The sequence below is a fragment of the Allobosea vaviloviae genome, assembly GCF_001298265.1.
In the GTDB taxonomy this organism is placed as follows: Bacteria; Pseudomonadota; Alphaproteobacteria; order Rhizobiales; family Beijerinckiaceae; genus Allobosea; species Allobosea vaviloviae_B.
Window position 1 is genome coordinate 210,305 of record NZ_LGSZ01000028.1, and the last position, 22,869, is coordinate 233,173.

The window sequence follows — 22,869 nt, forward strand, 5'->3', positions numbered from 1 at the left end:
GAACTCAACTGGCATTGGCAGCCTTGTTCAGGACGGTGAAGCCCTGCTTCTCGAAGGCGGCCTTGGGACCGGCGCCGCGCAGATAGGTCAGGAAGCCCTGCGCGTCCGGATGGGTCGAATCCCGGGTCACGGCGACGGGATAGAGGATCGGCGGATGCGAATCCTCCGGGAAGGTCGCCAGCACCTTGACCTTGGGGTCGGCGGCAGCGTCGGTCATGTAGACGATGCCGAGCGGCGCCTCGCCGCGCGAGACCAGCAGCAGCGCGGCGCGGACATTGTCGGCCTGCGCGACCTGGCCCTTGACCTTGTCCCAGCCGCCGAGCCTCTCGAGCGCCGCCTTGCCATATTTGCCGGCCGGCACGGAATCGACATTGCCCATGGCGAGCTTGCCGCCGGCGAGTGCGGCAGACAGATCGACCCCCGGCGCCAGCGCGACCGTCGCGGTCGAGTCCGACGGCGCGATCAGGGCTATGCGGTTCGCCAGCAGGGTGACACGGGTCTCCGGCTTGATCAGGGTCTTGCTGGCCGCATAATCCATCCAGTCGAGATCGGCCGAGAGGAACAGGTCGGCGGGTGCGCCCTGTTCGAGCTGCCTGGCAAGCGCATTGCTGGCGGCGTACGAGATCTTCGGGGCGGGCTTGCCGGTCTGCTTGACCCAGGCGGCGCTCGCCTCGTCGAGTGCGTTCTTCAGGCTGGCGGCGGCGAAGATCACCAGATCCTTCGGCTGGGCCTGGGCCGCTCCGAACGGGGGCGCGAGCCCTAGGAACAATGCGGCGGCGAACCCCATCACATCACGGCGGATCATCACGGCTGTCGCCCTCCTCGGCCTGCCCTGCGCTCTATACCATTGAATATAGCCAACGGCACGACAGGTCGAGTGATGGGGCGAAAAAACGCGACAATGATCGCCGAATTCACCGTAGGCTGGCAGGGCCTCGCCGGGTCAAGGCACTGCCAGCCTAAGCGCCGACCTTCGCCAGCACGTCGGCGCGCAGGAAGCGCTCGATGAACAGCATGAACAGCACCGACGGCACGAGCAGGATCAGCGCCGTGATCGAGGCGACCTGGTAGTTGCCGCCCATCGCCGCATTGTAGAGCAGCAGCGGCAGCGTCGTGACCTGCGGCACACCGACGAAGAAGGTGCCGGTGAACTCGTCGAGCGACTCCAGGAAGACGAAGATCCCTGATGCGATGATGCCGGGCGCCGCCAGCGGCAGCGTCACCGTGAAGAAGGTGCGCAGCGGCGAGGCGCCCATGTTGCGGGCCGCGAGTTCGAGGTCCCTGTCGACCGCGGCGAAGGCCGCCGCCGCGATCCAGACCGAGAACACCAGGCCATGCGCGGCATGGACCAGCACCACCGCGAAGACCGTGCCGTTGATGCCGATCTGGTAGAAGATCCGGGCGACATTGATGTAGATCGCCACCGACGGAAACGCTTGCGGCAGCAGGAACATCAGCATGAATAGCGCCCGCATCGGCAGCTTCAGCCGCGCCAGCGCGTAGCCGGCCGGGATCGAGAGCGCGAGCGCGAACACCACCGTCAGCACGGCGATCCAGACGCTGGTTCCGAGCGACGCCATCGCATCGCCGGTCGGCCGGAAGACCTGCTCCCAGTAGCGCGTGCCATAGGTCACCGGCAACTTGAAGGGTGTGTACCAGCGCTCGGCCACGGACCAGAGCGCGAGATTGAGCAGCGGCCCGATCAGGACGAAGGCAAAGGCCGCGAGCAGCGAGACCGCCAGCACCATGCGCGCGGAGGAAGCGATCCGTATCATCGCGGCGCCCCCTCGGACAGGCCGCGCTTGAGGTAGAGGATCGCGGCGCCGGCCGAGATCAGATAGGTGATGACGCCCAGCGCATTGGCCGTCGCATAGTCGCCATAGGCGTTGATCCGGAAGGCCATGTCGACCGTCAGCATGGTCGGCTGCGAGCCCGACACCATCATCGGCACCGACAGCACCGAGAGCATCGTCACGAAGGAGAGCACGAGCGCGACCATCAGCGTCGGCATCACCTGCGGCAAAGCGAGCTCGAACAGCACGCGCGGACGAGAGGCGCCGAGATTGCGCCCGGCCTCCAGCGTCGCCCGGTCGATCGAGGCGAGCGCGCCCGCCAGCAGCAGGGCGACGAACGGCGTCTGCTTCCAGACGAAGGTGGCGATGATGCCGCGCCAATCGAGAAAGCTCATCGCCTGCAGCGGCTCCATCAGCCCCATCGAGACGAATGTGTTGTTCATCAACCCGTTCTTGGCGAGGAAGGTGCGCATGCACTGCGCCGCGACGATGAAGGGTATGAACAGCGGCCAGCGATAGATCGCCTTCAGCGTACCGACGATGTAGCGGTTCTCGCCCAGCGTCAGCGTGCCCGCGATGACGATGGCGGCGAGCCCCGTCAGCGCGCAGGAGGCGAGCACGATCACGACCGTGAAGACGATGTCGGTGGAGTAGAGCTCGAAGGCCTTGGCGAACCATTCCAGCGTGAACGCGCCATCCTTGCTGAAGGCCGAGATCAGCGAGAAGCACAGCGGGTACAGAAACAGCGCCGCGACCAGCATGAGGCCGGGCGCGATCAGGATCAGTCCCAGATGGCGTTGGGAAAGGTTCATTCGAACGCGCTTTTTGGAGGAAGATCGGCCCGGCATCGTGCCGGGCCGGAGGCTTGCGTCATGGTCGGGCTTGACCCGACCATCTCTCAAACCAGCGGGCTGGATGATGAGATTCTCGGGTCTGCGCTACGCTTCGCCCGAGAATGACGTGGCGTGGACGCCGGCTCAGTTCGAGACCTTCTTCTCGTAGCCCTCGAGGATGTCGTTGAAGTAGGGCGCGATCGGGAAGACCTTGCCGTTCTTGGCGAGATCGGCCGGGGTGACGTCGGTGAAGAGCTTGTCCCAGGCGGCCTTGTCGAGCTTGCCCTCGAGATTGGCCGCGTCGATGCCGGGATACCAGTTGAACTTCTTGACGATGCCGTCGGCCTGCACCTGCGGGCTGGTGGCGAGCGCGATGAATTCCTCCGCGAGCTTCTTCTGGGCCGACTTGCCGGCGACCGCATAATACATCGGCTGGCCGGGCATGCCGGGCGAAACGAGCTTGAGTTTCATGTTCGGCGGCAGCTTGCCGTCGGCCTGCCAGGAATAGAACATGTCGACCCAGACCGGGCCGATGGCGATCTCGCCGCGGTTCAGCATGTCGAGCGTACCGGCATTGCCGGGGGTGATCGTGGCGACCTTGTTGAACTCCTTCAGATCGGCGAAGGCCTTGTCCCAGTTCGCCTTGGTGGCGGCGTCATAGGGACCCTTCATCAGCTTGTCGGCGTCGCCGCCGAAGGCATAGACCCAGCCGGCGACGAAGGAGACGCCGGACATGCCGCCCTTGATGCCGTTATAACCGAACTGCTTGGGGTTCTTCTTGGCCCAGTCGGCGAGCTCGGCGAAGGTCGACGGCGGCGACTTGACCATGTCGGCGTTGTAGGCGAGCGCCGTCTGCGACTGGAACATCGGGATGACGTAGCCCGAAACGTCGGTGCCGAGCGCGTTGCGCGTGGCTTCGCCGGTGGCGAGCTTCGCGGTCGCGACATTGGCCGTGTACTTGTCGAGCAGACCGTCCTTGACCATCTGGCCGGCGGCCTTCTGGTGGATCACGACGACGTCGAAATCGCTGGCGCCGGCGCTCTTCTGGGCGTCGAGCTTCTCGAGGATCTTCTGCGAACCGGAGTCACCGGCCCCGGTCCCGACCGAGACGACCTTCACGCCGGGATGGGCCTTCTCGAACATCGGCCCGAGATAGTCCTTGACGTAGTCGACCATGTTCTGGTCGCCGGCCGAGGCGACGTTGAGGGTCTGGGCGGCGAGCGGGGATGCCGCCATCAGCGCCGCGAGCGAGCAGGCAATCGTGAGGATGCGCATGGAAGACTCCTGTGGTGGGATGTCAGGCGGCGATCCCGGCCTCGGATGCCGGGAAGATGTGGAGGCGCTGCAGCGGAATGCGCAGGCCGATCGTGGTTCCGAGTTCGTGACGGTCGGCGTCGTCGACCGTGATCTGCCGGCCGGCGGCCTCGACGCGGTAGCGGTAGACGCCGCCTGGATAGGCGCGCGCCGCGATCCGTCCGGGCACCAGCAGGTCCTCGCCCGCCGCCGCATCGCTGGCATCGAGCCGGGCGACGTCGTCGCGGAAATAGGCGACCGCCTCGCCCGCCGGCAGAGCCTGCGCTGCGCCCGCGCCGGTCGCGACCTGGGCGGTCGCATCGCCGGTGGTGAGCGTCGCACCGGTCTCCGACCGCGCGACGCGCAGCGGCAGGATGTTCTCGGCACCCATGAAGTTCGCGACGAAGGCGGTCGCCGGCCGGTCATAGACCTCCTCGGGCGTGCCGATTTGCGCGATCCGCCCCGCCTGCATGATCACCAGCCGGTCGGCCATGGTCATGGCCTCCTCGCGGTCATGCGTGACATGGACGGCGGTGAGGCCAAGCCGCTGCTGGATCGCCCGGATCTCGTGGCGCATCACCATGCGGATCTTGGCGTCGAGATTGGACAGCGGCTCGTCAAGCAGCAGGATTCCGGGGTCGATGGCGAGAGCCCGGCCGAGCGCGACGCGCTGGCGCTGGCCGCCCGACAGGGCCGTGACCTTGCGGTCCTCATAGCCGGCGAGCCCGAGGAAGCTCAGCATCTGCGAGACCTTGGCCGCGATCTCGGCCTTGGATTTGCCGCGCAGCTTCAGCCCGTAGCCGATGTTCTGCAGCACGGTCATGTGCGGCCACAGCGCGTAGGACTGGAACACCATGGCCATGCCGCGTTTCTCCGGCGGCAGGCCGGCGACATCCTGGCCGCCGACGATGATCGAGCCGGATTCGACCGGAACGAACCCCGATAGCGCGCGCAGCAGCGTGGTCTTGCCGCAGCCCGACGAGCCCAGCAGCGCGGTGAAACTGCCGGGCGTGAAATCGATGTTGACGCCGTGCAGCACGCGCGTCCCGCCATAGGCGACATGCAGATCGCGCACGGCAATCGACGCGCCGCTCTGCGGCCCGTTCGGCAAATCCGTTGGCAAGATGCCATCTCCCAGGTCGCGATCTTATGCGGAATGAATGGAATGTGTCTTCCATTTCCGATACGCTTGGATCAAACATAACGCTCCGCAGCGACCGTGTGCAATAGGTTTATGAAGCTCTGATGACAGCGCCGATCCACTCCATCTGGCTGATGCCGGCCGTGCCGGACGCGACCCTGCTCGCCGGCATCGTCTCCGATCAGTCGGAGCGCTTCGGCACGCCGCTGTTCACGCCTCACCTGACGATAGCGGGCGATACCGACAGGCCGGTGACAGCCCTTGCTGCGGCGATCGCGCAAGCAGCCAAAAAGGTCGCGGCATTCTCGGAAACGGTCACCGGAATCGAGACGAGCGAAGCCTTCTTCCGCTCCTTCTATGCGCGCTTCGCGGTCAGCCCGCCGCTGGCGGCCTTGAAGCGGCAGCTCGACGGGCAGGCGCGCGAGCCCTTCATGCCCCATGTCTCGCTGCTCTACGGTCCGGTCGAGGCCGCGCCGAAGGCGCAAGCCGCCGCGGAGGTCTCGACCGCCCTGACCGGCCGCCCGATCCGCTTCGACCGCCTCTGCGTCGTCACCTCGGGCCAGGACGTCCCGATCGAGCAGTGGCGCGTGGTCGAGACGGCCCGGCTCGCATGAACGCAGCCGGGTCTGCGCACCCAGGCTGGATCGGGCAACGGCGAACACGGCGACCACGCGATGATGTGACCACGGATCTGTTTCGCGCGACATGCGAAGGCGGCTACGCTGACCTGCATAAGAACATCCATCGCCAGGTTCGGGGCGAGGTGCGGCAGGGGCAGGAAATGGTGAGAGCGGTAGCAGCTGCCGTTGCAGCGCTGACTCTCGTGCTGACGATGTTGAGGCTGGGGGGCGCCATCGATTGGCCGTGGTTTTGGGTCACGATCCCGCTCTGGGCGAGCGTGCTTGCGCTGATCGCCAGCTGGGTGCTGTTTATTGTGGTGTTCGGCGCCGCGATGCTGCGTCGCGAAGCCGATATCGAGGCAAGCACCAAACGCTCCGACCCTCGCGACGATTGACCGACGCTTGGACTGTCGCGTGAAGCGCCCGGCTCTCAACCCCGCGGCAGCGCCTCCAGGAACCGTGCCGGCTCGCCCTGCGCCGGCGTCACGATCTGCGCCTCCCACATCACCTTGTTGCCGCGCACGAAGGTGCCGACCGGCCAGCCGGTGACGGTGACGCCGTCATAGGGCGTCCAACCGCATTTCGAGGCGCCCCAGGCATTGGTGATGGTCTCGCGCCGCTTCAGATCGACGATGGTGAGGTCGGCATCGTAGCCGGCCGCGATCCGGCCCTTGCCCTCCATCCCGAAGATGCGCTGCGGTCCATGGCTTGAGAGATCGACGAACCGTTCCAGCGAAAGCCTGCCGGCATTCACATGGTCGAGCATGATCGGCACCAGTGTCTGCACGCCCGGCATGCCGGAATGGCTGGCGGGATAGGCGTGATGCTTCTCCTCATGGGTATGGGGCGCATGGTCGGAGCCGAGCACGTCGACGATGCCCTGCTCGACCCCCCACCAGATGCGCTGGCGGTGGCTGTCGTCGCGGATCGGCGGGTTCATCTGGGCATAGGTGCCCAGCCGCTCGTAGCAGTCCGGCGCGACCAGCGTCAGGTGGTTCGGCAGCACCTCGACGGTCGCGACATCCTTGTGGTCCCTGAGAAACACCATCTCGTCGCCGGTGGAGATGTGCAGGATATGCACCCGCGCCCCGGTCTCGCGCGCGATCCGCACCAGCCGCTTGGTGCAGGTCAGCGCGACCTCGGGCGAGCGCCAGACCGGATGGCTCGACGGATCGCCCGTCACGCGCAAGGGCATCCGCTCGCGCAGCATGCCCTCGTCCTCGGAATGGAAGGCGGCGCGCCGGCGCGTGCGCTTCAGGATTTCGGCCACGCCCGCATCGTCCTCGACCAGCAGGTCGCCGGTGGAAGAGCCCATGAAGACCTTGATGCCGGCCGCGCCCGGCAGGCGCTCCAGATCGGGCACGTCCCTGACGTTCTCATGCGTGCCACCGACCCAGAAGGCGAAGTCGCAATGCATGCGATGCCGCCCGCGCTTGATCTTGTCCGCCAGCGCGTCGGGGCTCGTGGTCTGGGGAATCGTGTTGGGCATCTCGAAAACGGTGGTGACGCCACCCAGCACGGCCGCGCGCGATCCGGTCTCCAGATCCTCCTTGTGATCCAGGCCCGGCTCGCGGAAATGCACCTGGCTATCGATCACGCCGGGCAGGATGTGCAGGCCGGTGCAATCGACCACCTCGCCGGCCGAGGCCCGCGAGAGATCGCCCAGCGCGACGATCTTGCCATCGCTGATGCCGAGGTCGCGCTGCACGCGCCCGTCATGGTTCACCACGGTGCCGCCCTTGAGGATAACGTCGAAGGTCTGCGGCATGACGGGTCTCCGGGTTGGGACAATCTTGGCTCGGAACCACGCCGTCGTCCCGGACCAGCCGCGTATGCGGCGCCGATCCGGGATCCATGCCGGAACGGTTCAGGCATGGATCCCGGATCTCCGCTTCGCTTCGTCCGGGATGACGGCGCGGTTGAACGGATGAAACGCAGTTAGCCGAAACATCACGCGGTGGCGAGTTGAGAACACGAGCGAAGCCGCCTACCTATCAGGTCAATCGTCATGGCGAGCCCAGCGAAGCAATCCAGGAGCCGCGTGCTCTGCCACTCCGGATGGCTTCGCTGCGCTCGCCATGACGGAGACGTAGGAGACCCCGCATGCCCGCCACCCATCTCATCGATCGCGGCGTCATCCGCGTCAGCGGCGAGGATGCCAGCGACTTCCTCCAGAACCTGGTCACCAACGACCTCGGAACGGTGACACAGGATCAGGCCGGCTATGGCGCGCTGCTGACACCGCAAGGCAAGATCATCTGCGATTTCCTGATCGTCGCGGTTCCCGAGGGCGAGGGCGGCGGCTTCCTGCTCGACACGCCCCTGCTCCAGACAGCCGCTCTCATGAAACGCCTGAAGCTCTACAAGCTGCGCGCCAAGGTCGCGCTCGACGACCTGACGGAAGCGACTGCGGTGATCGCCTCGACGGACGGCTCGCAATTGCCCGAGGATGCCGGACTGGTCTATGCGGACCCGCGGCTGCCGGAACTCGGTCAGCGCGCCATGACGGACCGGCATGGAGCGGCCGACCTGGCCACGGCCCCGGCGCAGGCCTGGCACGCGCGCCGCATTGCGCTGGGCATACCCGATGGCGGGCGCGACTTCGCCTATGGCGACGCCTTCCCGCATGAGGCGCTGCTGGACCAGCTCGGCGGCGTCTCCTTCAGGAAGGGCTGCTATATCGGCCAGGAGATCGTCTCGCGCATGCAGCATCGCGGCACCGCTCGCACCCGCGTCGTGCCGATCGTCTTCGAAGGCGGTATCGCAGCCGAGGCAGGCGCGGAAGCGATGGCCGGCGGCAAGCCCCTGGGCAAGGTCGGCTCCGGTGTGGACGGCCGCGCGCTGGCCCTGCTGCGGCTCGACCGCGTCGCCGATGCGATGGCCGCGGGCGAGCCCCTGCTCGGCGGCGGCATGCCCTTCACCCTCGCCAAGCCCGGTTTCATACACTTCCCCTTCCCCGGCGAGGCCGGCTTCGGAGCGGCGGCATGAGCGACACGACCTGTGCGGGCAAGGAGCGCATCGCCATCGAGGGGCCGGACGGCAAGTTCCGCTGCCGCTGGCCAGGCACCGATCCGCTCTATCTCGCCTATCACGACGCCGAATGGGGCGTGCCGGAATATGAGTCCCGCGCGCTCTGGGAGAAGCTGATCCTCGACGGCTTCCAGGCCGGCCTGTCCTGGATCACCATCCTGCGCAAACGCGACGCCTTCCGCGCCGGTTTCGCGAATTTCGATCCCGAGCAGGTCGCTCGCTTCAGCGAGGCCGATGTCGCACGCCTGCTCGCCGACCCCGGCATCATCCGCCATCGCGGCAAGATCGAGGGCACGATCAAGAGCGCCCAGGCCTATCTGCGGATCAGCGAGCGCGAGCCCTTCGCCGATTTCCTCTGGAAGCGTCTCGACGGCCGCGTGCTCCAGAACAACTTCCGCACCCAAGGCGAGGTGCCGACGCAGACCGCCCTCTCCGAGACGATCGCGAAGGATCTGAAGAAGGCCGGCTTCACCTTCTGCGGCCCGACGATCGTCTACGCCTTCATGGAAGCCTGCGGGCTGGTCAACGATCACCTCACCGGCTGCTTCCGACACGCTGAATGCGCGGCGCTGGCGCGCGACGTGCGGCCGGCCGCCTGAGCCATGGCACGCGCTCCCGACCCGCCGCGCGCCTGGCAGCGCATGCTGTCGGGGCGCCGGCTCGATCTGCTCGACCCCTCCCCGCTCGATGTCGAGATTGAGGACATCGCCCATGGACTCGCCCGCGTCGCGCGCTGGAACGGCCAGACGAAAGGGCCTCATTCCTTTTCGGTCGCACAGCACAGCCTGCTGGTCGAGGCGATCGCCGGACATCTCAACCCGGACTGGTCCGACGGCTGGCGGCTGATGGCGCTGCTGCACGATGCGCCGGAATACGTCATCGGCGACATGATCTCGCCCTTCAAGGTCGTGATGGGCGACGCCTACAAGGCGGTGGAGACGCGGCTTCTGGGCGCCATCCATCTGCGCTTCGGCCTGCCGGCGGCCCCACCCGCGATGCAGAAGCGCAAGACCAAGGAGGCCGACACCATCGCCGCCTTCATGGAAGCGACGGAACTCGCCGGCTTTTCCCGCGAGGAGGCGCTGCGCTATTTCGGCCGCCCTCAAGCCCTGCCCCGCGCCATCACCGCCCTGCTCGCGCCCCTCGACACGCAAGCCGCGCAGGACCTCTTCCTCGCCCGCTTCGCCGCGCTCAGCCCCGGCTGAAGCGCCTGAAGGCGTCAGGCGCACTCACTGCGTCAAGCGGACCTGGCTGATCTCCCGTGCGATCTGCTGGAACACCGGCGTCAGCTGCGAGGCGCTGCTGACCTCGTAATACATGCTCGGATCGGTGGCGCAGTTTTGCAGCAGGGTGCGGTCGCCGTTGATCACGCGCACGGTGTAGACCTTGATTCCGGCCGTCTTGGCGGTCTGGCACGCCAGCGTCGTGCGCGCATCGATCTGGCTGCCATTGGTGGTGAAGCGGTTTTGCGTGTTGTCGCCGTCGGTGAGCAGGATCATGTACTTGCTCAGCCGCGGCGTCGTGAAGGGCCGCGCCTCGGGGAAGGGAACGCCCGGCGTCAGCGTCGCCATGCCCCAGTTTGCGCCGATGGTGACGTTCGTATTGCCGATCGGCGTCATCGAATTGATGGCATTGGTCAAAGCCGTCCAGTCAGACGTCAGCGGCAGGATCGGCGCCAGCGTCGACTGGGCGCAGAAATCGGCCGGGTACAGCGTCGCATAGGAGCCGACCGCCTCGTTGTCCTTGACGTCGTTGGGCTGGTCGCGGTCGCTGATGCAGCCCGTCCAGGTCGATTTGGTGATCGGGATCTGCGTACAGGTCTGGTTGCCCCATTTATCGGTCTTGCAGCTCTGCTTGGTCTGGTCGAAGCGCAGCCAACTCTCGTCCTTGAGCGTGGTCGCGACCTTGACCTGGGTGGCGAAGGGCACGACCGAGATCTTGATCTGGTCCGTCGCCATCGTCGCATCCTTCATGATCTGGATGAGATCGAGCGAGGCCGCCTTCAGAGCGGTCATCTTGTTGGAGGACGCCATCGAACCGGTGTTGTCGAGCGCCAGCGCGAGCTCGATCGTGTTGGTGCCCCAGGTCGATTGCGACTTGCTCCTGACCGTCACCGCGTCCTGGCCGATCAACCGCGTCAGGCTGGTGTCGATGGCCAGTTGTGCCTCGACCGTGATGATGCGGGCCACGCGGTCGATGCCGATCGTCGCCGAGGTGAACTTGCTGGCGGCATCGCCGTGCAGATTGGCCTTGACCCATGTGTTGATGCGGTCGCGCACCTGGGTGTCCGACAGCTTGGCGGCATCACGAGCCCCCATCAGCGCGGCCGAGTCGACAGCTGCGTTCAGGACCTGGCGGACATTCGTGGCGCGGGAGTAGTCGATCGTCGCGCCGGTCAGCCCGATCACCGGGACCACAGCGAAACCGAACATCACCATGACATTGCCGCGTTCGTCGGACGTCGCCGTCCGCAACCGTCGCCGGATCGAACAATACAAACGGGGAAGCAGGCGACGCACAGCCTTCATGTCGCAACCCTTTTTGACGCTACGACAGCTGAAGTGCTCCCCCCTTTCTTGCGGGCCGATGAAATCAACTGCACGCATTTGACGGATCATCGAAATTGCTGGGGAACAGCGATCCCAGAACCGTCGGCCCGCCCTCATGCCGCGCAACAGCGGGCCTGAGCCCTGACATGGAAAACCGTCCGAGTTCGGATCAAGTGCCCCATCATTTGTTCCAGATTGGAAAAGGTGATCGCTCTCTTTTGCGGATTCCGGAAGGCCTGCTTTCCCGGCATAAGGACGGCAACGCCGCAACGGGCGCCCGCCTCATCAAGGAAACGGTCATGTCGCAGCCTTCTCTGAACCTGCCCCAAGGCGTCGTCGTCAAGGGCGCGCTGGCCGCGCGCTATGACGAGATCCTGAGCCATGACGCGCTCGCCTTCGTCGCCGACCTGCATCGCCGCTTCAACGAGACCCGCAAGCGCCTGCTCTCGATCCGCGCCGCGCATCAGAAGCGCTTCGACGCCGGCGAGACCCCGGACTTCCTGGCCGACCCCCGCCATACCCGCGAAGGCGACTGGACGGTTGCCCCCACCCCCGCCGACCTGCAGGACCGCCGCGTCGAGATCACCGGCCCCGTCGACCGCAAGATGATCGTCAATGCGCTGAACTCCGGCGCCAAGGTCTTCATGGCCGATTTCGAGGATGCCTCCTCGCCGCTCTGGACCAACATGATCGAGGGCCAGATCAACCTCAAAGACCGCTGGGCCGGCGCGATCGACTTCACCGACGCCAACACCGGCAAGGCCTACAAGATCGGCCCCAAGCCTGCGGTGCTGATCATCCGCCCGCGCGGCTGGCATCTGCCCGAGGCCCATATCGAGATCGACGGCGAGACGGCGTCCGGCGCGCTGGTCGATTTCGGGCTCTACATGTTCCACAATGCGAAGGCGTCGATCGCCGCCGGCTCCGGCCCGTATTTCTACCTGCCCAAGCTCGAGAGCCATATCGAGGCCAGGCTCTGGAACGACGTTTTTGTGGCCTCCCAGAACGCGCTCGGCCTCAAGCTCGGCACGATCAAGGCGACCGTCCTGATCGAGACCCTGCCGGCGGCCTTCGAGATGGACGAGATCCTCTACGAGTTGCGCGACCATATGGCCGGCCTCAACTGCGGCCGCTGGGACTACATCTTCTCCTTCATCAAGAAGCTCGCCCGCAACCCGGCCTATGTCCTGCCGGACCGGGCGCAGGTGGTGATGTCCAAGGCCTTCCTGCGCGCCTATTCGCTGCTGCTGATCCAGACCTGCCACAAGCGCGGCGCCTTCGCGATGGGCGGCATGGCGGCGCAGATCCCGGTCAAGAACAATCCGGAGGCCAATGCCGCGGCCTTCGCCAAGGTCAAGGCCGACAAGGAGCGCGAGGCCGGCAACGGCCATGACGGAACCTGGGTCGCCCATCCCGACCTCGTCCCCGTCGCCACGGAGGTCTTCGACCGTTTGATGCCGCAGCCCAACCAGCTCGGCAATCTGCGCGAGGACGTCAGCGTCTCCGCCAGGGACCTGCTCGAAATCCACGAGGGCACGCGCTCGGAAGAGGGCTTCCGCGAGAACATCCGCGTCGGCGTGCAATATCTCGAAGCCTGGCTGCGCGGCCGCGGCGCGGTGCCGATCTACAACATGATGGAAGACGCCGCGACCGCCGAGATCAGCCGCGCCCAGATCTGGCAGTTCGTCAGCTACGGCGTCGAGGTCGACGGCAAGACCAAGGTCACCCCCGACCTTTTCAAGCGCTGCCTCACCGAGGAGATGGAGCGCGTGAAGAGTGAAGTCGGCGCCGAGAATTACGCCAAGGGCCGCTTCCCGGAGGCCATCGCGCTGTTCTCGGAGCTCTCGCTGGCGCCGCAGTTCGAGGAGTTTTTGACGCTGCCGGCTTATGGGAAGCTGTGAATTTGAGTGCTGGCATCAAATCAAAGCGCAACCGCGCTACTCGAACCGCTCATCCTGCTCACGATCTCGTTCTAGTTCCCACGCTCGCAGCTTGGCAACTTCTTCGTCAATCGCGAGAAGCTTTTTGGTTACATAACTTGCAACATTTGGATCCGAGTGACGTTGCCATTCGCGCAGCACATTGGCCCGTGCAGCTATGATTTCGGCGCGCGACCCGCTCCAGCTTGTTGGTGGTAGCGCTTCGACAATTGCATCGACGACGGCCAGTTTGTCCGGTGCGCTGTCGAGAATCTCGTCAGCGATCGGATGCCGCCCAAGCACGGGCCCCTCTTCCTGCTTGCCGAAGAGGGGCATGATCCCCGCGACCAACGGGTAGCGTGTGGCCGGGGATTTGCTGCACCATTCGTGAATAGCCCAGGCTGGCAGCTTGCCAGCGGGATTGTCACGATTTTCGCTGTCGCGGTGAAAACCAAGCGTAAAGCGCTTGATGTTATCATCACCGTAAAAGACCTCCAGCACTTCCATTGGATAGAATTTGTACAAACTCGCTACAACCCGAGGGAAATAGAAGCTGTAAAAGTGGTTTTTCGCGCAAGCCTCTACAATATTGGCACAGATTTCTCTCCCAAATCCTGAAGGAACGCGCGCCTTGGCGCATGCAACGATAAGATCGGCCAACCGATAATCGAGCTGCTGGTCGTCGTTGTGGGGCCGCCATTGCAGGATGAGTGTTTGGGCGAAGGCGATCAGATCTGGTTCAAAAGGACGCTTATTCGACCTATTATGAAAGCAGCGCATGTGCAGGATGCCAAGCGCGATACGCATGCCGTTGGGAGCGACTGCAATTCGATCAAGCAGCGCAGCAAGGCTCGCCGCAGCCACCGGAGCGGTCGCGCCCCCATATTGGAGCACGTCAAAAAATCTGGCGGATTCGGGACGAGCCTCGATCAACTTGACGAGCCTGGCCATGCCACGGTCATCGAGACCAAGCGCGCAATGGATATAGGGGCTCGCATCCATCAACTCGGGCACAGCCATAATTGCGTCGAGCTGCGCTTCTACGAAGTCCGCATCTACAGACTTCAAGTATCGGAGAAACCCAGCCAGCATCCCAGCGTGCCGTTGATCTGGAGCGGCGTTGCAGAAGGCCTCAAGAAGATCATGCCAAATGGCGCCTCGATCAAGAGCGCCTTCCGCAAGCCCCATGCCACACTCGAACTGGCGTCCGTGGGCACCCTGAACCAACTCCGGCAAAAGGACTCTGAGCGTCGGACCATCGCTAGCGAGGGAAAAGCCAAGACTTTGCGCTTGTTTCGCACGACGCTCATGCGACGCCATCGGCGCAGCGTCATCGCCGTCCTCGTCGCCATCGTCCAAGCTGGGATAGGCGCCTCCCGGCGACAAGACAATCGTGCGGATCAACTCAGGCAGGTTCTTTGGTCGGAGCGCCTCAATCGCCACGGCTAACCGGGCGGAGATGTCCGGCGTCTCATTTCCTTCAAGGTAGCGCTGGATCAGTCTTAGCCCCATCCATCCGCGCGGCCAATGCGCATCGTTTGCAATCGTCACCACGAGGTCTAGGAGAGGGTCGCGCATATAGGTTATATGCCATAGCGAGCGCATGGATTGCGCCAGCAGGGTCTTGATCTCCGATCCCAGCGGGTCCGCTGTTTCAGCAAATGTCATGACGATAGCAAGTGCTTCCGTAAACCATGCCAGACCTTCGTCTACCGTTCTTGGCGTGTAGCCATAATCGCGGGGACGCATTCCGAACTCGAATGCGTATCCCGATGACAGACCGGTGGTCGTCATCATGGCGCGCAACGCGCGCACGCCGAGCTTGTGCCGAAAGGGGCTGTCGGCAGATAGGAATGCTCGGATACACTGCGAACGCTGTTGGATGCTGGCATGCGTTCCCGACAGCACCACCTGGAACAGAGATTCACATAGCTGCGTGATCGGCTTTGAGCCGTCCGGCTCCTCGTTCGCTTCGGCGAGGCGGACGATCAAGTCGATGGCTCGATCAAACAGCGCTGCGTCATATGCGAGCGAACGGAGCAAACTGGCCAAGCGCTCGCGCCATGAGCGAGGTTTGGTCGTCAATTCTTCCGCATTTAGCAGTCCAAGCGATCGCTCGATAGCGTCCAACGCACTCAGCGGTGTCAGCGGAGCGATATTGCGTAGAACGGTCAAACCAAGCTCGTTTAGCTGTGCCACGTCGCCAATCAGCGAAGCAGGCGAAAGCCAAGCCTCAGCGAGGGCGCGTGCTTCTGAACTCTCGTGCAGAAAGCCAAGACGCCGCGAAAACGACCGCAGCAAGCGTTCGCTTGCCTCAACGAAGGTTACGCCAAGGACTTCGATTGATTGCTCCTGCAAGGCTTCCGCCGCCAGCCTGTTGGCAAGGGCATGAGGCAACACGGCCCGCCATGGTCCTCGCGCCTGGACTAGATTGCGACGGCGCAACTCCGTTGCCGAGCGAAGAGCTTCGGGCGCGCTCATGCCTGCAAGCTGCGCGAACAGCGGAAGTTCCGCAGCATTGCCAGCGAGATCCGTTCCTTGGAATGAGTAGACTAAGGCGAATGCCTTGGCGGCTTGCAGCAGGTTCGGATCATGGGGGTTGCGCTGTCGGAACAGGCGATCAAACAGCTCTTTGCTACGCAAACTGCTGACGTCTTCGCTGACACCGACATGCTCCGCCAAGGCCAAAGCCACCCGCGCATTGCCACCCGAGAGCTCCGCGATACGTTCAGCGCTGCGTCCAGACATGGTCCGATAGCGCGCGCGCACCAATGTCACGATCATATCGTCTGAGGACGGCTCCACCCTGAACACCGATGTGCGTTCGGGCAGGTCATCCTTCACATCGTACTCAACGGTCAGGATACTAATCTTGCAGTGGGCTTGAGAGCAGATATGCGCGAGCCTGCCATGGAGATCAGGAGGACAATTATCGACAACAAGGATCGCACTGCGCCCTTCTGTGACAAGTTGCGACGCAAGGGCAACGGGCCCCGGGTTGGGCTCGTCGTTGAGATTCGTATAAAGAACGTGACGGGGATTGAGAGAGAGATTGCCAATACGGTCATCGAACAAGGCCTGCACCATGCGCGTCTTGCCGGTGCCCGATAGGCCGACGAGCCTAACCGTCGAGCGCGCCGGTCGCAGCGCCTCGCGCATCACATCAATGCCGCGTGCAACCTCCATCGGCTCGCCGTTAGGTTGGCGGTCATCAAACACCCGTGCCGCGTCCGTGACGATGTATGGGGCTTCGACTTCTTCGTCGGGATTTGCCCACGATGCGTAGCTCTGCCATCCCTGAAGCGGTCGGCCGACTTTGGTGCGAAGCCAAGCCACCATCCCGGGGTGAGAACGCACCCACGTGGCGATGCGGTTGCGGTCGAAGAAATCCGTGTGCAGTTTGTCAGCGTCGCGAACGCCCTCCAGCGCTTCGCGCATTGCTTTGCGACGGGCTTTCAGCGCCGTGTCCGAACAACTACCGCGAGATGATGCGATGACGTAGGCGCCTCGCGCTGCAATCAACTCGAGCACCGACGGGCGTATCACGCCGCCAGGACGCATTTCGCCGCGAATATCAGCTCGCGGCATGTCGGTGGCTTTTACCTGTATGCCGACGATCGATCTGGGAAACGCGCCTAACCTAGCGACAGCGGTTGGAAGCTCAACGCGGACATCAACGCCGCCATCCGCAGCACGCTGCTCGCCGCCCCATGTGACGGCAGTCACCGGCAAACCAACAGCTCTTAACTCCGCTTCGCAGAGCAGCGCGATCAATTCACGCAAGGCCACGTCGTCGAGACGTGCAACGTCATCGCTACCTATATCAAGCATGGCTATCTCTTGATGCGGTACGATGAAGTCTATCAGCCCGAATTGAACTTCAGAAATTTTCTTTGTTGCGTATCAAAGTTATCCCCTCCGCTTCTCTCTCGCACTACGGTGCACCACCTCATCCCCGAGGGGCAGCCATCCGGAGGTGTGCCGTTGGTGGGGGTGGGGGCGGCGCCTGCGGCCGGTCTCACAAGCCGGACTCGGGAGGCTTCGGGGCACCGCCCTGGGGGTACTACGGCCCCTGTGCGAGGAGCTCGCTGGAACGGTTGGCGGCATCACGCCTGCGTCCCATGCCGGAGTAGACGCGACAAGGCGATGAGCCGAACTGGCGTCGAAACGGCTCGCGGCGGAGGCTGGCTTTCGACCCGATAAGCGCGGCCCGGAGACTGAAATCGCCGATAAGCGGAGCGCCACGGGGCGTGCGGATGGTGGCTCAATCCATCCGCGCCGCAGCCTGGCTCAATGGTTGCGGCCTTGATACCCTCGCGCCTCGCGGCGCTCCGCTGCCCCTCATCATCACCTGACGCGGAAACGCGGGCGGGGATTTCGGCTGGCCGTCATTCTCGGGCTTGACCCGAGAATCTCAGGCCGGATGAGGCGGCGGCACCAGAGCCCTCTTGTCTCGAGATGCTCGGGTCAAGCCCGAGCATGACGCGCAAAGGCTCGCGGACTGGCGAGCCTCCTGCAAAGCCCTGCCGAATCGGCTATCCCGAAGCCATGATCAGCCCCTTCCTTCCCCGCCTCGTCGAAGCCCTCACCCGCTACCGCGCGGACATCGCCACCCCGCTCGAGCACCTGTCGCTCCTGCGCTGGCAGATTGCGGAGGGTCATGCGCTCGACTCGCGCGACACCTTCCCCGGCCATGTCACGACCAGCGCCATCGTGCTCTCGCCCGACCATGCCCGCATCCTGCTGATCGACCATGTCGTGATCGGCCGCTGGCTCCAGCCCGGCGGCCATTGGGAAGACGCGGCGACCTTCCATGACTCGGCCGCGCGCGAGGCGCTCGAGGAGACCGGCGTGCAGGGATTGCGCCTGCATCCCTGGCATCAGGGCACCGACCTGCCCTTCACGATCGACAGCCATGACGTGCCGGGCAAGCCGGCGAGGGCTGAGCCCGCCCATATCCATCACGACCTGCAATATCTCTTCATCGCCGATCCGGCGTTCCCGCTCGTCGCGCAGGTCGAGGAGGTCCATGCCGCCGCCTGGAAGCCGATCGACGAGCTCGCGGGGATCGCGCCGACAGCCTTTGCGCGGCTGCAGACGGTGCCCCTGCCCTGACACGCTGTTGCGGCGGCGCAACATGTAACAATATTACAAATCAGCACCGCATTGGCGTCTCGACGCCGTCGTGCGGCCACGGCAGTCTTGGTGCAGCGGGCGACCGCGCAAGGATTCCTCCACCATCTTCGTTCACACCCTGTGAACGCATCAGCTCAGGCCGCGCCATGACCTCGATTTCGCTCCGCCACGCCGCGCTGGCCCTGCTGGCCACCACGACCCTTGGCCTGACGAGCCTTGCCGTGACGGGCCATGCCGCCGATCTGCCCTCCCGCAAGGGCGCACCTGCCGCGCCGCCGGTTGTCTCCGCCTGCACCGAGAGCGAGGGCATCCCGACCGATGCCTTCGGCTTCACCACCGGCTCGGACGTCGCCGATCTCGGTTCCTTCGGCCCGAGCCTGACCTATGGCGGCGCCTATGGCACAAGGCTGGGCACGTCCAACAGCCATGCCCTGATGCTGCAGGGGTCATACGGCCTCGCGCCCTGCCTCGAGGTCGGGCCCTATCTGCTCGGCGGCTTCTCGCAGGCGTCGCTCGGCGGCGTCAGCGCCGATGAGCGCAGCTTCGGCGCCGGCATCGAGACCAAATACAAGATCCTCGGCCGCGACATGCACGGCATCGGCCTCACCGCTGTGATCGATCCGAGCTTCAACCGCATTGACCCGCAGGGAGCCGGCCGCTTCACCACCTACAACACGGGCCTGCGCCTCTTCGCCGACAAGACGCTGATCCCCGGCAAGCTCTACGCCGCGCTCAACCTCTCGCATGACCTGACCTGGACGGGTCCGGACCCCTACGCCCGCTCCTCGACCTTCACGGTCGGCGGCTCGCTCGCCTGGCAGGTGCTGGACGGCGTCTATCTCTCAGGCGAGGTCCGCCACCAGCGCGCCCACAACACGCTCGGCTTCGACAGGCAGGCGGGCTACGCCACCTTCGCCGGCCCCGGCGTGTTCTGGCAGGCCACGAAGCAGTTCGCGATCTCGGCGGCCTATAATGTCCAAGTCGCCGGCAAGGCCAAGGGCCAGCCAGGCGATCTCGACCTGACCAATTTCAGCCAGCATCTCGTCAAGGTGAAGGCCGCCTACAGCTTTTGAGACGGGGAGAGGGATTTCGGCTCGGCACTGGAGCGAAAGCCCTCTTTACGATCTTGGCGGGGCCAAATTGAAGTGGCGAGACCTGCCTGTTAGAAGCCTGCCCTTCGACCGAGGGCAGCATGCAGCATTTCAAGACCTGGCTCGACCAGACGCGTATCGCGCTGGTCGCGCGCATCACCGGCGGCGATCCCCGCAAGACGGTGATGGTCTATGCGATCGCCACGCTGGTCGTGGGCATCGTCATCGGCGCCGCGCTCGCCCGACCGTTGGGCGCGTTCGTGCTGCTCCCTGCCGGCATTCTGGCCGGCTATGCCGCCCGCTCCTTCGTATCCTACCGGCGTCGCAAAGCCTTTCTGGACGCAAGGCGGCAGAGCTGAGCCTCGGCCGCGATCTTCAGCATCGTCGGGCTGCCGATGTCGCGCGCGCTCTGTTGACGGCTCGGGACCGGCATCCTAAAACGGCATCAGGATACTCCCTCCCAGTATAAACGCCATGCCGCATACCCCATCGGAGAAGCGGCGCGCCATCGCCCGGCTGCGCCGGATCAAGGGCCAGGCGCAGGCGCTGGAGCTTGCGGTGGAGGCCGGCGCCGAATGCGGCGCCCTGCTCCAGCAGATCGCAGCGTTGCGCGGCGCGGCGACCGGCCTGATGGCGGAGGTGCTGGAAAGCCATCTGCGCGAGACGCTGCACGCGTCGACGGGCCGGTCTGCCGCGATCGCAAATGGCGACGCAGCGATCGCCGACGGCGACGCCGAGATCTCCGAGATCATGCGTATCATCCGCCCCTATCTGAAATAACGCCGCGAGAAGAAGGAAACACCCGATGAAGACACGCGCCGCCGTCGCCTGGGAGGCAGGCAAGCCGCTCACCATCGAGACCGTCGAGATCGGCGGCCCCAAGGCCGGCGAGGTCCTGGTCGAGGTCATGGCCACCGGCATCTGCCACACCGACGCCTACACGCTGTCGGGCATGGATTCGGAGGGCAAGTTCCCGGCGATCCTCGGCCATGAGGGCGCAGGCATCGTGCGCGAGGTCGGCGCCGGCGTGACCTCGCTGAAAGTCGGCGACCATGTCATCCCGCTCTACACGCCCGAATGCCGCCAGTGCAAAAGCTGCCTGTCGCGCCGCACCAATCTCTGCACCTCGATCCGCGCCACGCAAGGCCAGGGCGTCATGCCCGACGGCACCTCGCGCTTCTCCTGCGACGGCGGCGAGGTGTTCCATTATATGGGCTGCTCGACCTTCGCGAACTTCACCATCCTGCCCGAGATCGCGCTGGCGAAGGTCCGCGAGGACGCGCCCTTCGACAAGATCTGCTATATCGGCTGCGGCGTGACGACCGGCATCGGCGCGGTCATCTACACGGCGAAAGTCTGGCCCGGCGCCAATGTCGTGGTCTTCGGGTTGGGCGGAATCGGCCTCAACGTGCTGCAGGCGGCGCGCATGGTCGGCGCCGACAAGATCATCGGCGTCGACATCAATCCGGCCCGCCAGGAGATGGCGCGCAAGTTCGGCATGACGCATTTCATCAACCCGAAGGAAATCGGCAACGACAAGGTCGTGCAGGCGATCGTCGATCTCACCGGCGGCGGCGCGGACTTCTCCTTCGATGCCACCGGCAACACCGACGTGATGCGCCAGGCACTCGAATGCTGCCATCGCGGCTGGGGTGAATCCATCGTCATCGGCGTCGCCGAGGCCGGCAAGGAGATCGCGACGAGGCCGTTCCAGCTCGTCACCGGCCGCGTCTGGAGAGGCACGGCCTTCGGCGGAGCACGCGGCCGCACCGACGTGCCCAAGATCGTCGACTGGTACATGGAGGGCAAGATCAACATCGACGACCTGATCACCCACAAGCTGAGCCTCGACGAGATCAACCACGGCTTCGACCTGATGCATGAGGGCAAGTCGATCCGCAGCGTGGTGGTCTACTGAGGCCGCCGCTTTCCGGCCTTATCCATCAGGCAGGGAAACACGACCTCTGTCATTCCGGGGCAGCGCATAGCGCTGAACCCGGAACCCACGACTAGGTAGGACGCTTCAAACGAGCCGGCTCGACGAGGGCTGCACCAAGTCGTGGGTTCCGGGTTCGGCCTTCGGCCGCCCCGGAAAGACAAGCGCGCCGCATCAAGAAGGACACCCCATGGAACTCCTCTCCTCCTCGAAGGCCTTCGGCGGCTCGCAGCGCGTCTATCGCCATGACAGCGCGGCCTGCGCCTGCCCGATGACCTTCGCGATCTACCTGCCGCACCAGATCGAGGACGGGCCGGTTCCGCTGCTGTGGTATCTCTCGGGGCTGACCTGCACGCACCAGAACGTCATGGACAAGGGCGAATACCGCGCGGCCGCTGCCGCCAACGGCATCGCGATCATTTGCCCGGACACCAGCCCGCGCGGCGAAGGCGTTCCCGACGAGCCGCAGAACTGGCAGTTCGGCTCCGGCGCGGGGTTCTACCTCGACGCCACGCAGGAGCCCTATGCGAAAAACTACCGAATGGAGACCTACATCCGCGACGAGCTTCCAGACCTCGTCTCCCGCCATTTCCCGGTCGACATGACTCGCCAGGGCATCTTCGGTCATTCGATGGGCGGCCATGGCGCGATCACGCTCGCGCTGAAGAATCCGCAGCGCTACGCCTCCGTCTCCGCCTTCGCACCGATCGCCCAGCCCTCGACCGCCGGCTGGTCGCGCCCCGCTTTCGAGAAATATCTCGGCACCGATGAGCGCGCCTGGCGCCCTTACGACGCGACACTGCTGATCGCCGACGGCCATCGCCTCCGTGATCTGCTCGTCGATCAGGGCACCGCTGACGGCTTCCTCGACGAGGGGCTGCGGCCGCAGCTTCTGGAGGTCGCCTGCGCAGCGGCCGGCATTCCGCTCGAACTGCAAATGCGGGACGGCTACGACCACTCCTACAACTTCATCTCGACCTTCATGGCCCAGCACGTCGCCTGGCATGCGCAGCGGCTGGTGAAGGGCTAAGGAGCCTGCGGGAACGCAGCGGCCCGCCGGACGTTGAGCCCTCCGACCCGCTCGGGTCAGGGGGATATCGTTATGGCAGCGCGTTCCGATCCGCTCACCAACCGCACGCTCTTCACCCGCCTGTCGCAGACCATCGCGAGATGGGCCGGCAAGCCCCAGACCTTCGCCGTGGCGGTCTCGGCCATCATCCTGTGGGGCCTGTCAGGCCCTTTCTTTGGCTTCAACGACACCTGGCAGCTGGTTATCAACACCTCGACCACGATCATCACCTTCCTGATGGTCTTCATCATCCAGAACAGCCAGAACCGCGACACCGCAGCCATGCAGATCAAGCTCGACGAGCTGCTCGCCAAGGTCGAGGGTGCGCGTCAGGAGCTGATGGATCTGGAGGAGCTCGACGAGGAGAAGATCGAGGGCATCCGCAAGGAGTTCGAAAAACGGGCCCGCGCAGCCCGTGAAGGCCGCCCCCTTGCCGAGGAGCGGGGCTGAGGCCGCCGA

General features: G+C 64.9%; 21 protein-coding genes. 13 read left to right on the forward strand and 8 right to left on the reverse strand.

What is annotated here, in order from left to right; genetic code table 11:
* Positions 1-4 precede the first annotated feature (4 nt).
* The 5 genes from modA to AE618_RS07655 form a co-directional block, all read right to left on the reverse strand.
* Positions 5-805, reverse strand: a complete 801-nt coding sequence (modA, locus tag AE618_RS07635; RefSeq protein WP_054208450.1) for a molybdate ABC transporter substrate-binding protein — start codon at positions 803-805, stop codon at positions 5-7.
* A gap of 154 nt (positions 806-959) precedes the next feature.
* Entirely contained in the window at positions 960-1,775 is an 816-nt protein-coding gene (locus AE618_RS07640; protein ID WP_054208451.1) for an ABC transporter permease, read from the reverse strand.
* Positions 1,772-2,605, reverse strand: a complete 834-nt coding sequence (locus AE618_RS07645; RefSeq protein ID WP_197280707.1) for an ABC transporter permease — start codon at positions 2,603-2,605, stop codon at positions 1,772-1,774. The genes AE618_RS07640 and AE618_RS07645 overlap by 4 nt, the downstream gene beginning before the upstream one ends.
* A 165-nt stretch (positions 2,606-2,770) precedes the next feature.
* Positions 2,771-3,901 (reverse strand): extracellular solute-binding protein, encoded by a 1,131-nt coding sequence (locus AE618_RS07650; RefSeq protein ID WP_054208452.1) that lies wholly within the window; start codon positions 3,899-3,901, stop codon positions 2,771-2,773.
* A gap of 22 nt (positions 3,902-3,923) precedes the next feature.
* Positions 3,924-5,042 carry an ABC transporter ATP-binding protein gene (locus AE618_RS07655; protein ID WP_349236428.1) on the reverse strand — a complete coding sequence of 373 codons (1,119 nt, stop codon included), beginning with the start codon at positions 5,040-5,042 and terminating at the stop codon, positions 3,924-3,926.
* 122 nt (positions 5,043-5,164) lie between these two features.
* On the opposite strand from AE618_RS07655, the gene AE618_RS07660 reads away from it, so the two are divergent.
* Together AE618_RS07660 and AE618_RS07665 are read left to right on the forward strand one after the other, a co-directional pair.
* Positions 5,165-5,674 carry a 2'-5' RNA ligase family protein gene (locus AE618_RS07660; RefSeq protein WP_054208453.1) on the forward strand — a complete coding sequence of 170 codons (510 nt, stop codon included), beginning with the start codon at positions 5,165-5,167 and terminating at the stop codon, positions 5,672-5,674.
* 65 nt (positions 5,675-5,739) lie between these two features.
* Positions 5,740-6,075: a hypothetical protein gene (locus AE618_RS07665; RefSeq protein ID WP_054208454.1), complete on the forward strand. Its 336-nt coding sequence runs from the start codon at positions 5,740-5,742 to the stop codon at positions 6,073-6,075.
* 35 nt (positions 6,076-6,110) lie between these two features.
* Here AE618_RS07665 and AE618_RS07670 read toward each other — a convergent pair whose 3' ends face one another.
* Positions 6,111-7,448: a dihydroorotase gene (locus AE618_RS07670; RefSeq protein WP_054208455.1), complete on the reverse strand. Its 1,338-nt coding sequence runs from the start codon at positions 7,446-7,448 to the stop codon at positions 6,111-6,113.
* A gap of 335 nt (positions 7,449-7,783) precedes the next feature.
* On the opposite strand from AE618_RS07670, the gene AE618_RS07675 reads away from it, so the two are divergent.
* Genes AE618_RS07675 through AE618_RS07685 form a run of 3 tightly spaced genes read left to right on the forward strand, consistent with a single transcriptional unit; the run spans position 7,784 to position 9,915 of the window.
* Complete coding sequence (locus AE618_RS07675; protein WP_054208456.1) at positions 7,784-8,668, forward strand: YgfZ/GcvT domain-containing protein; 885 nt, start codon at positions 7,784-7,786, stop codon at positions 8,666-8,668.
* Complete coding sequence (locus AE618_RS07680) at positions 8,665-9,309, forward strand: DNA-3-methyladenine glycosylase I (protein ID WP_082365075.1); 645 nt, start codon at positions 8,665-8,667, stop codon at positions 9,307-9,309. The genes AE618_RS07675 and AE618_RS07680 overlap by 4 nt, the downstream gene beginning before the upstream one ends.
* Before the next feature lie 3 nt (positions 9,310-9,312).
* Positions 9,313-9,915 carry a YfbR-like 5'-deoxynucleotidase gene (locus AE618_RS07685; protein ID WP_054208457.1) on the forward strand — a complete coding sequence of 201 codons (603 nt, stop codon included), beginning with the start codon at positions 9,313-9,315 and terminating at the stop codon, positions 9,913-9,915.
* A 24-nt stretch (positions 9,916-9,939) separates the two neighbouring features.
* On the opposite strand, the gene AE618_RS07690 is transcribed toward AE618_RS07685, so the two are convergent.
* Positions 9,940-11,376 (reverse strand): VWA domain-containing protein, encoded by a 1,437-nt coding sequence (locus AE618_RS07690; protein WP_082365076.1) that lies wholly within the window; start codon positions 11,374-11,376, stop codon positions 9,940-9,942.
* 182 nt (positions 11,377-11,558) lie between these two features.
* Between AE618_RS07690 and aceB the strand changes: the two genes are divergently transcribed.
* On the forward strand, positions 11,559-13,160 hold the full coding sequence (aceB, locus tag AE618_RS07695; protein WP_054208600.1) for a malate synthase A: 1,602 nt from the start codon (positions 11,559-11,561) through the stop codon (positions 13,158-13,160).
* Positions 13,161-13,196: 36 nt separating this feature from the next.
* Here the strand turns inward: aceB and AE618_RS07700 are convergent, their stop codons facing one another.
* Positions 13,197-17,009: a hypothetical protein gene (locus AE618_RS07700; protein ID WP_054208459.1), complete on the reverse strand. Its 3,813-nt coding sequence runs from the start codon at positions 17,007-17,009 to the stop codon at positions 13,197-13,199.
* 717 nt (positions 17,010-17,726) lie between these two features.
* Here AE618_RS07700 and AE618_RS07705 point away from each other — a divergent pair.
* The 7 genes from AE618_RS07705 (at position 17,727) to AE618_RS07735 (ending at position 22,860) form a co-directional block, all read left to right on the forward strand.
* Positions 17,727-18,293 (forward strand): NUDIX hydrolase, encoded by a 567-nt coding sequence (locus tag AE618_RS07705; RefSeq protein WP_197280709.1) that lies wholly within the window; start codon positions 17,727-17,729, stop codon positions 18,291-18,293.
* Positions 18,294-18,460: 167 nt separating this feature from the next.
* Entirely contained in the window at positions 18,461-19,387 is a 927-nt protein-coding gene (locus tag AE618_RS07710) for a hypothetical protein (RefSeq protein WP_054208461.1), read from the forward strand.
* 119 nt (positions 19,388-19,506) lie between these two features.
* Entirely contained in the window at positions 19,507-19,764 is a 258-nt protein-coding gene (locus tag AE618_RS07715; protein WP_054208462.1) for a hypothetical protein, read from the forward strand.
* A 115-nt stretch (positions 19,765-19,879) separates the two neighbouring features.
* Positions 19,880-20,185, forward strand: coding sequence for a metal-sensing transcriptional repressor (locus AE618_RS07720; protein WP_054208463.1), 306 nt, complete (start codon positions 19,880-19,882; stop codon positions 20,183-20,185).
* Between the two features lie 25 nt (positions 20,186-20,210).
* The gene (locus AE618_RS07725) at positions 20,211-21,323 is read left to right on the forward strand and encodes an S-(hydroxymethyl)glutathione dehydrogenase/class III alcohol dehydrogenase (RefSeq protein WP_054208464.1); all 1,113 of its coding nucleotides are present in this window, start codon (positions 20,211-20,213) and stop codon (positions 21,321-21,323) included.
* 208 nt (positions 21,324-21,531) lie between these two features.
* Positions 21,532-22,371, forward strand: coding sequence for an S-formylglutathione hydrolase (gene fghA / locus AE618_RS07730; protein WP_054208465.1), 840 nt, complete (start codon positions 21,532-21,534; stop codon positions 22,369-22,371).
* A 72-nt stretch (positions 22,372-22,443) separates the two neighbouring features.
* Positions 22,444-22,860, forward strand: a complete 417-nt coding sequence (locus AE618_RS07735; protein WP_054208466.1) for a low affinity iron permease family protein — start codon at positions 22,444-22,446, stop codon at positions 22,858-22,860.
* Positions 22,861-22,869 lie beyond the last annotated feature (9 nt).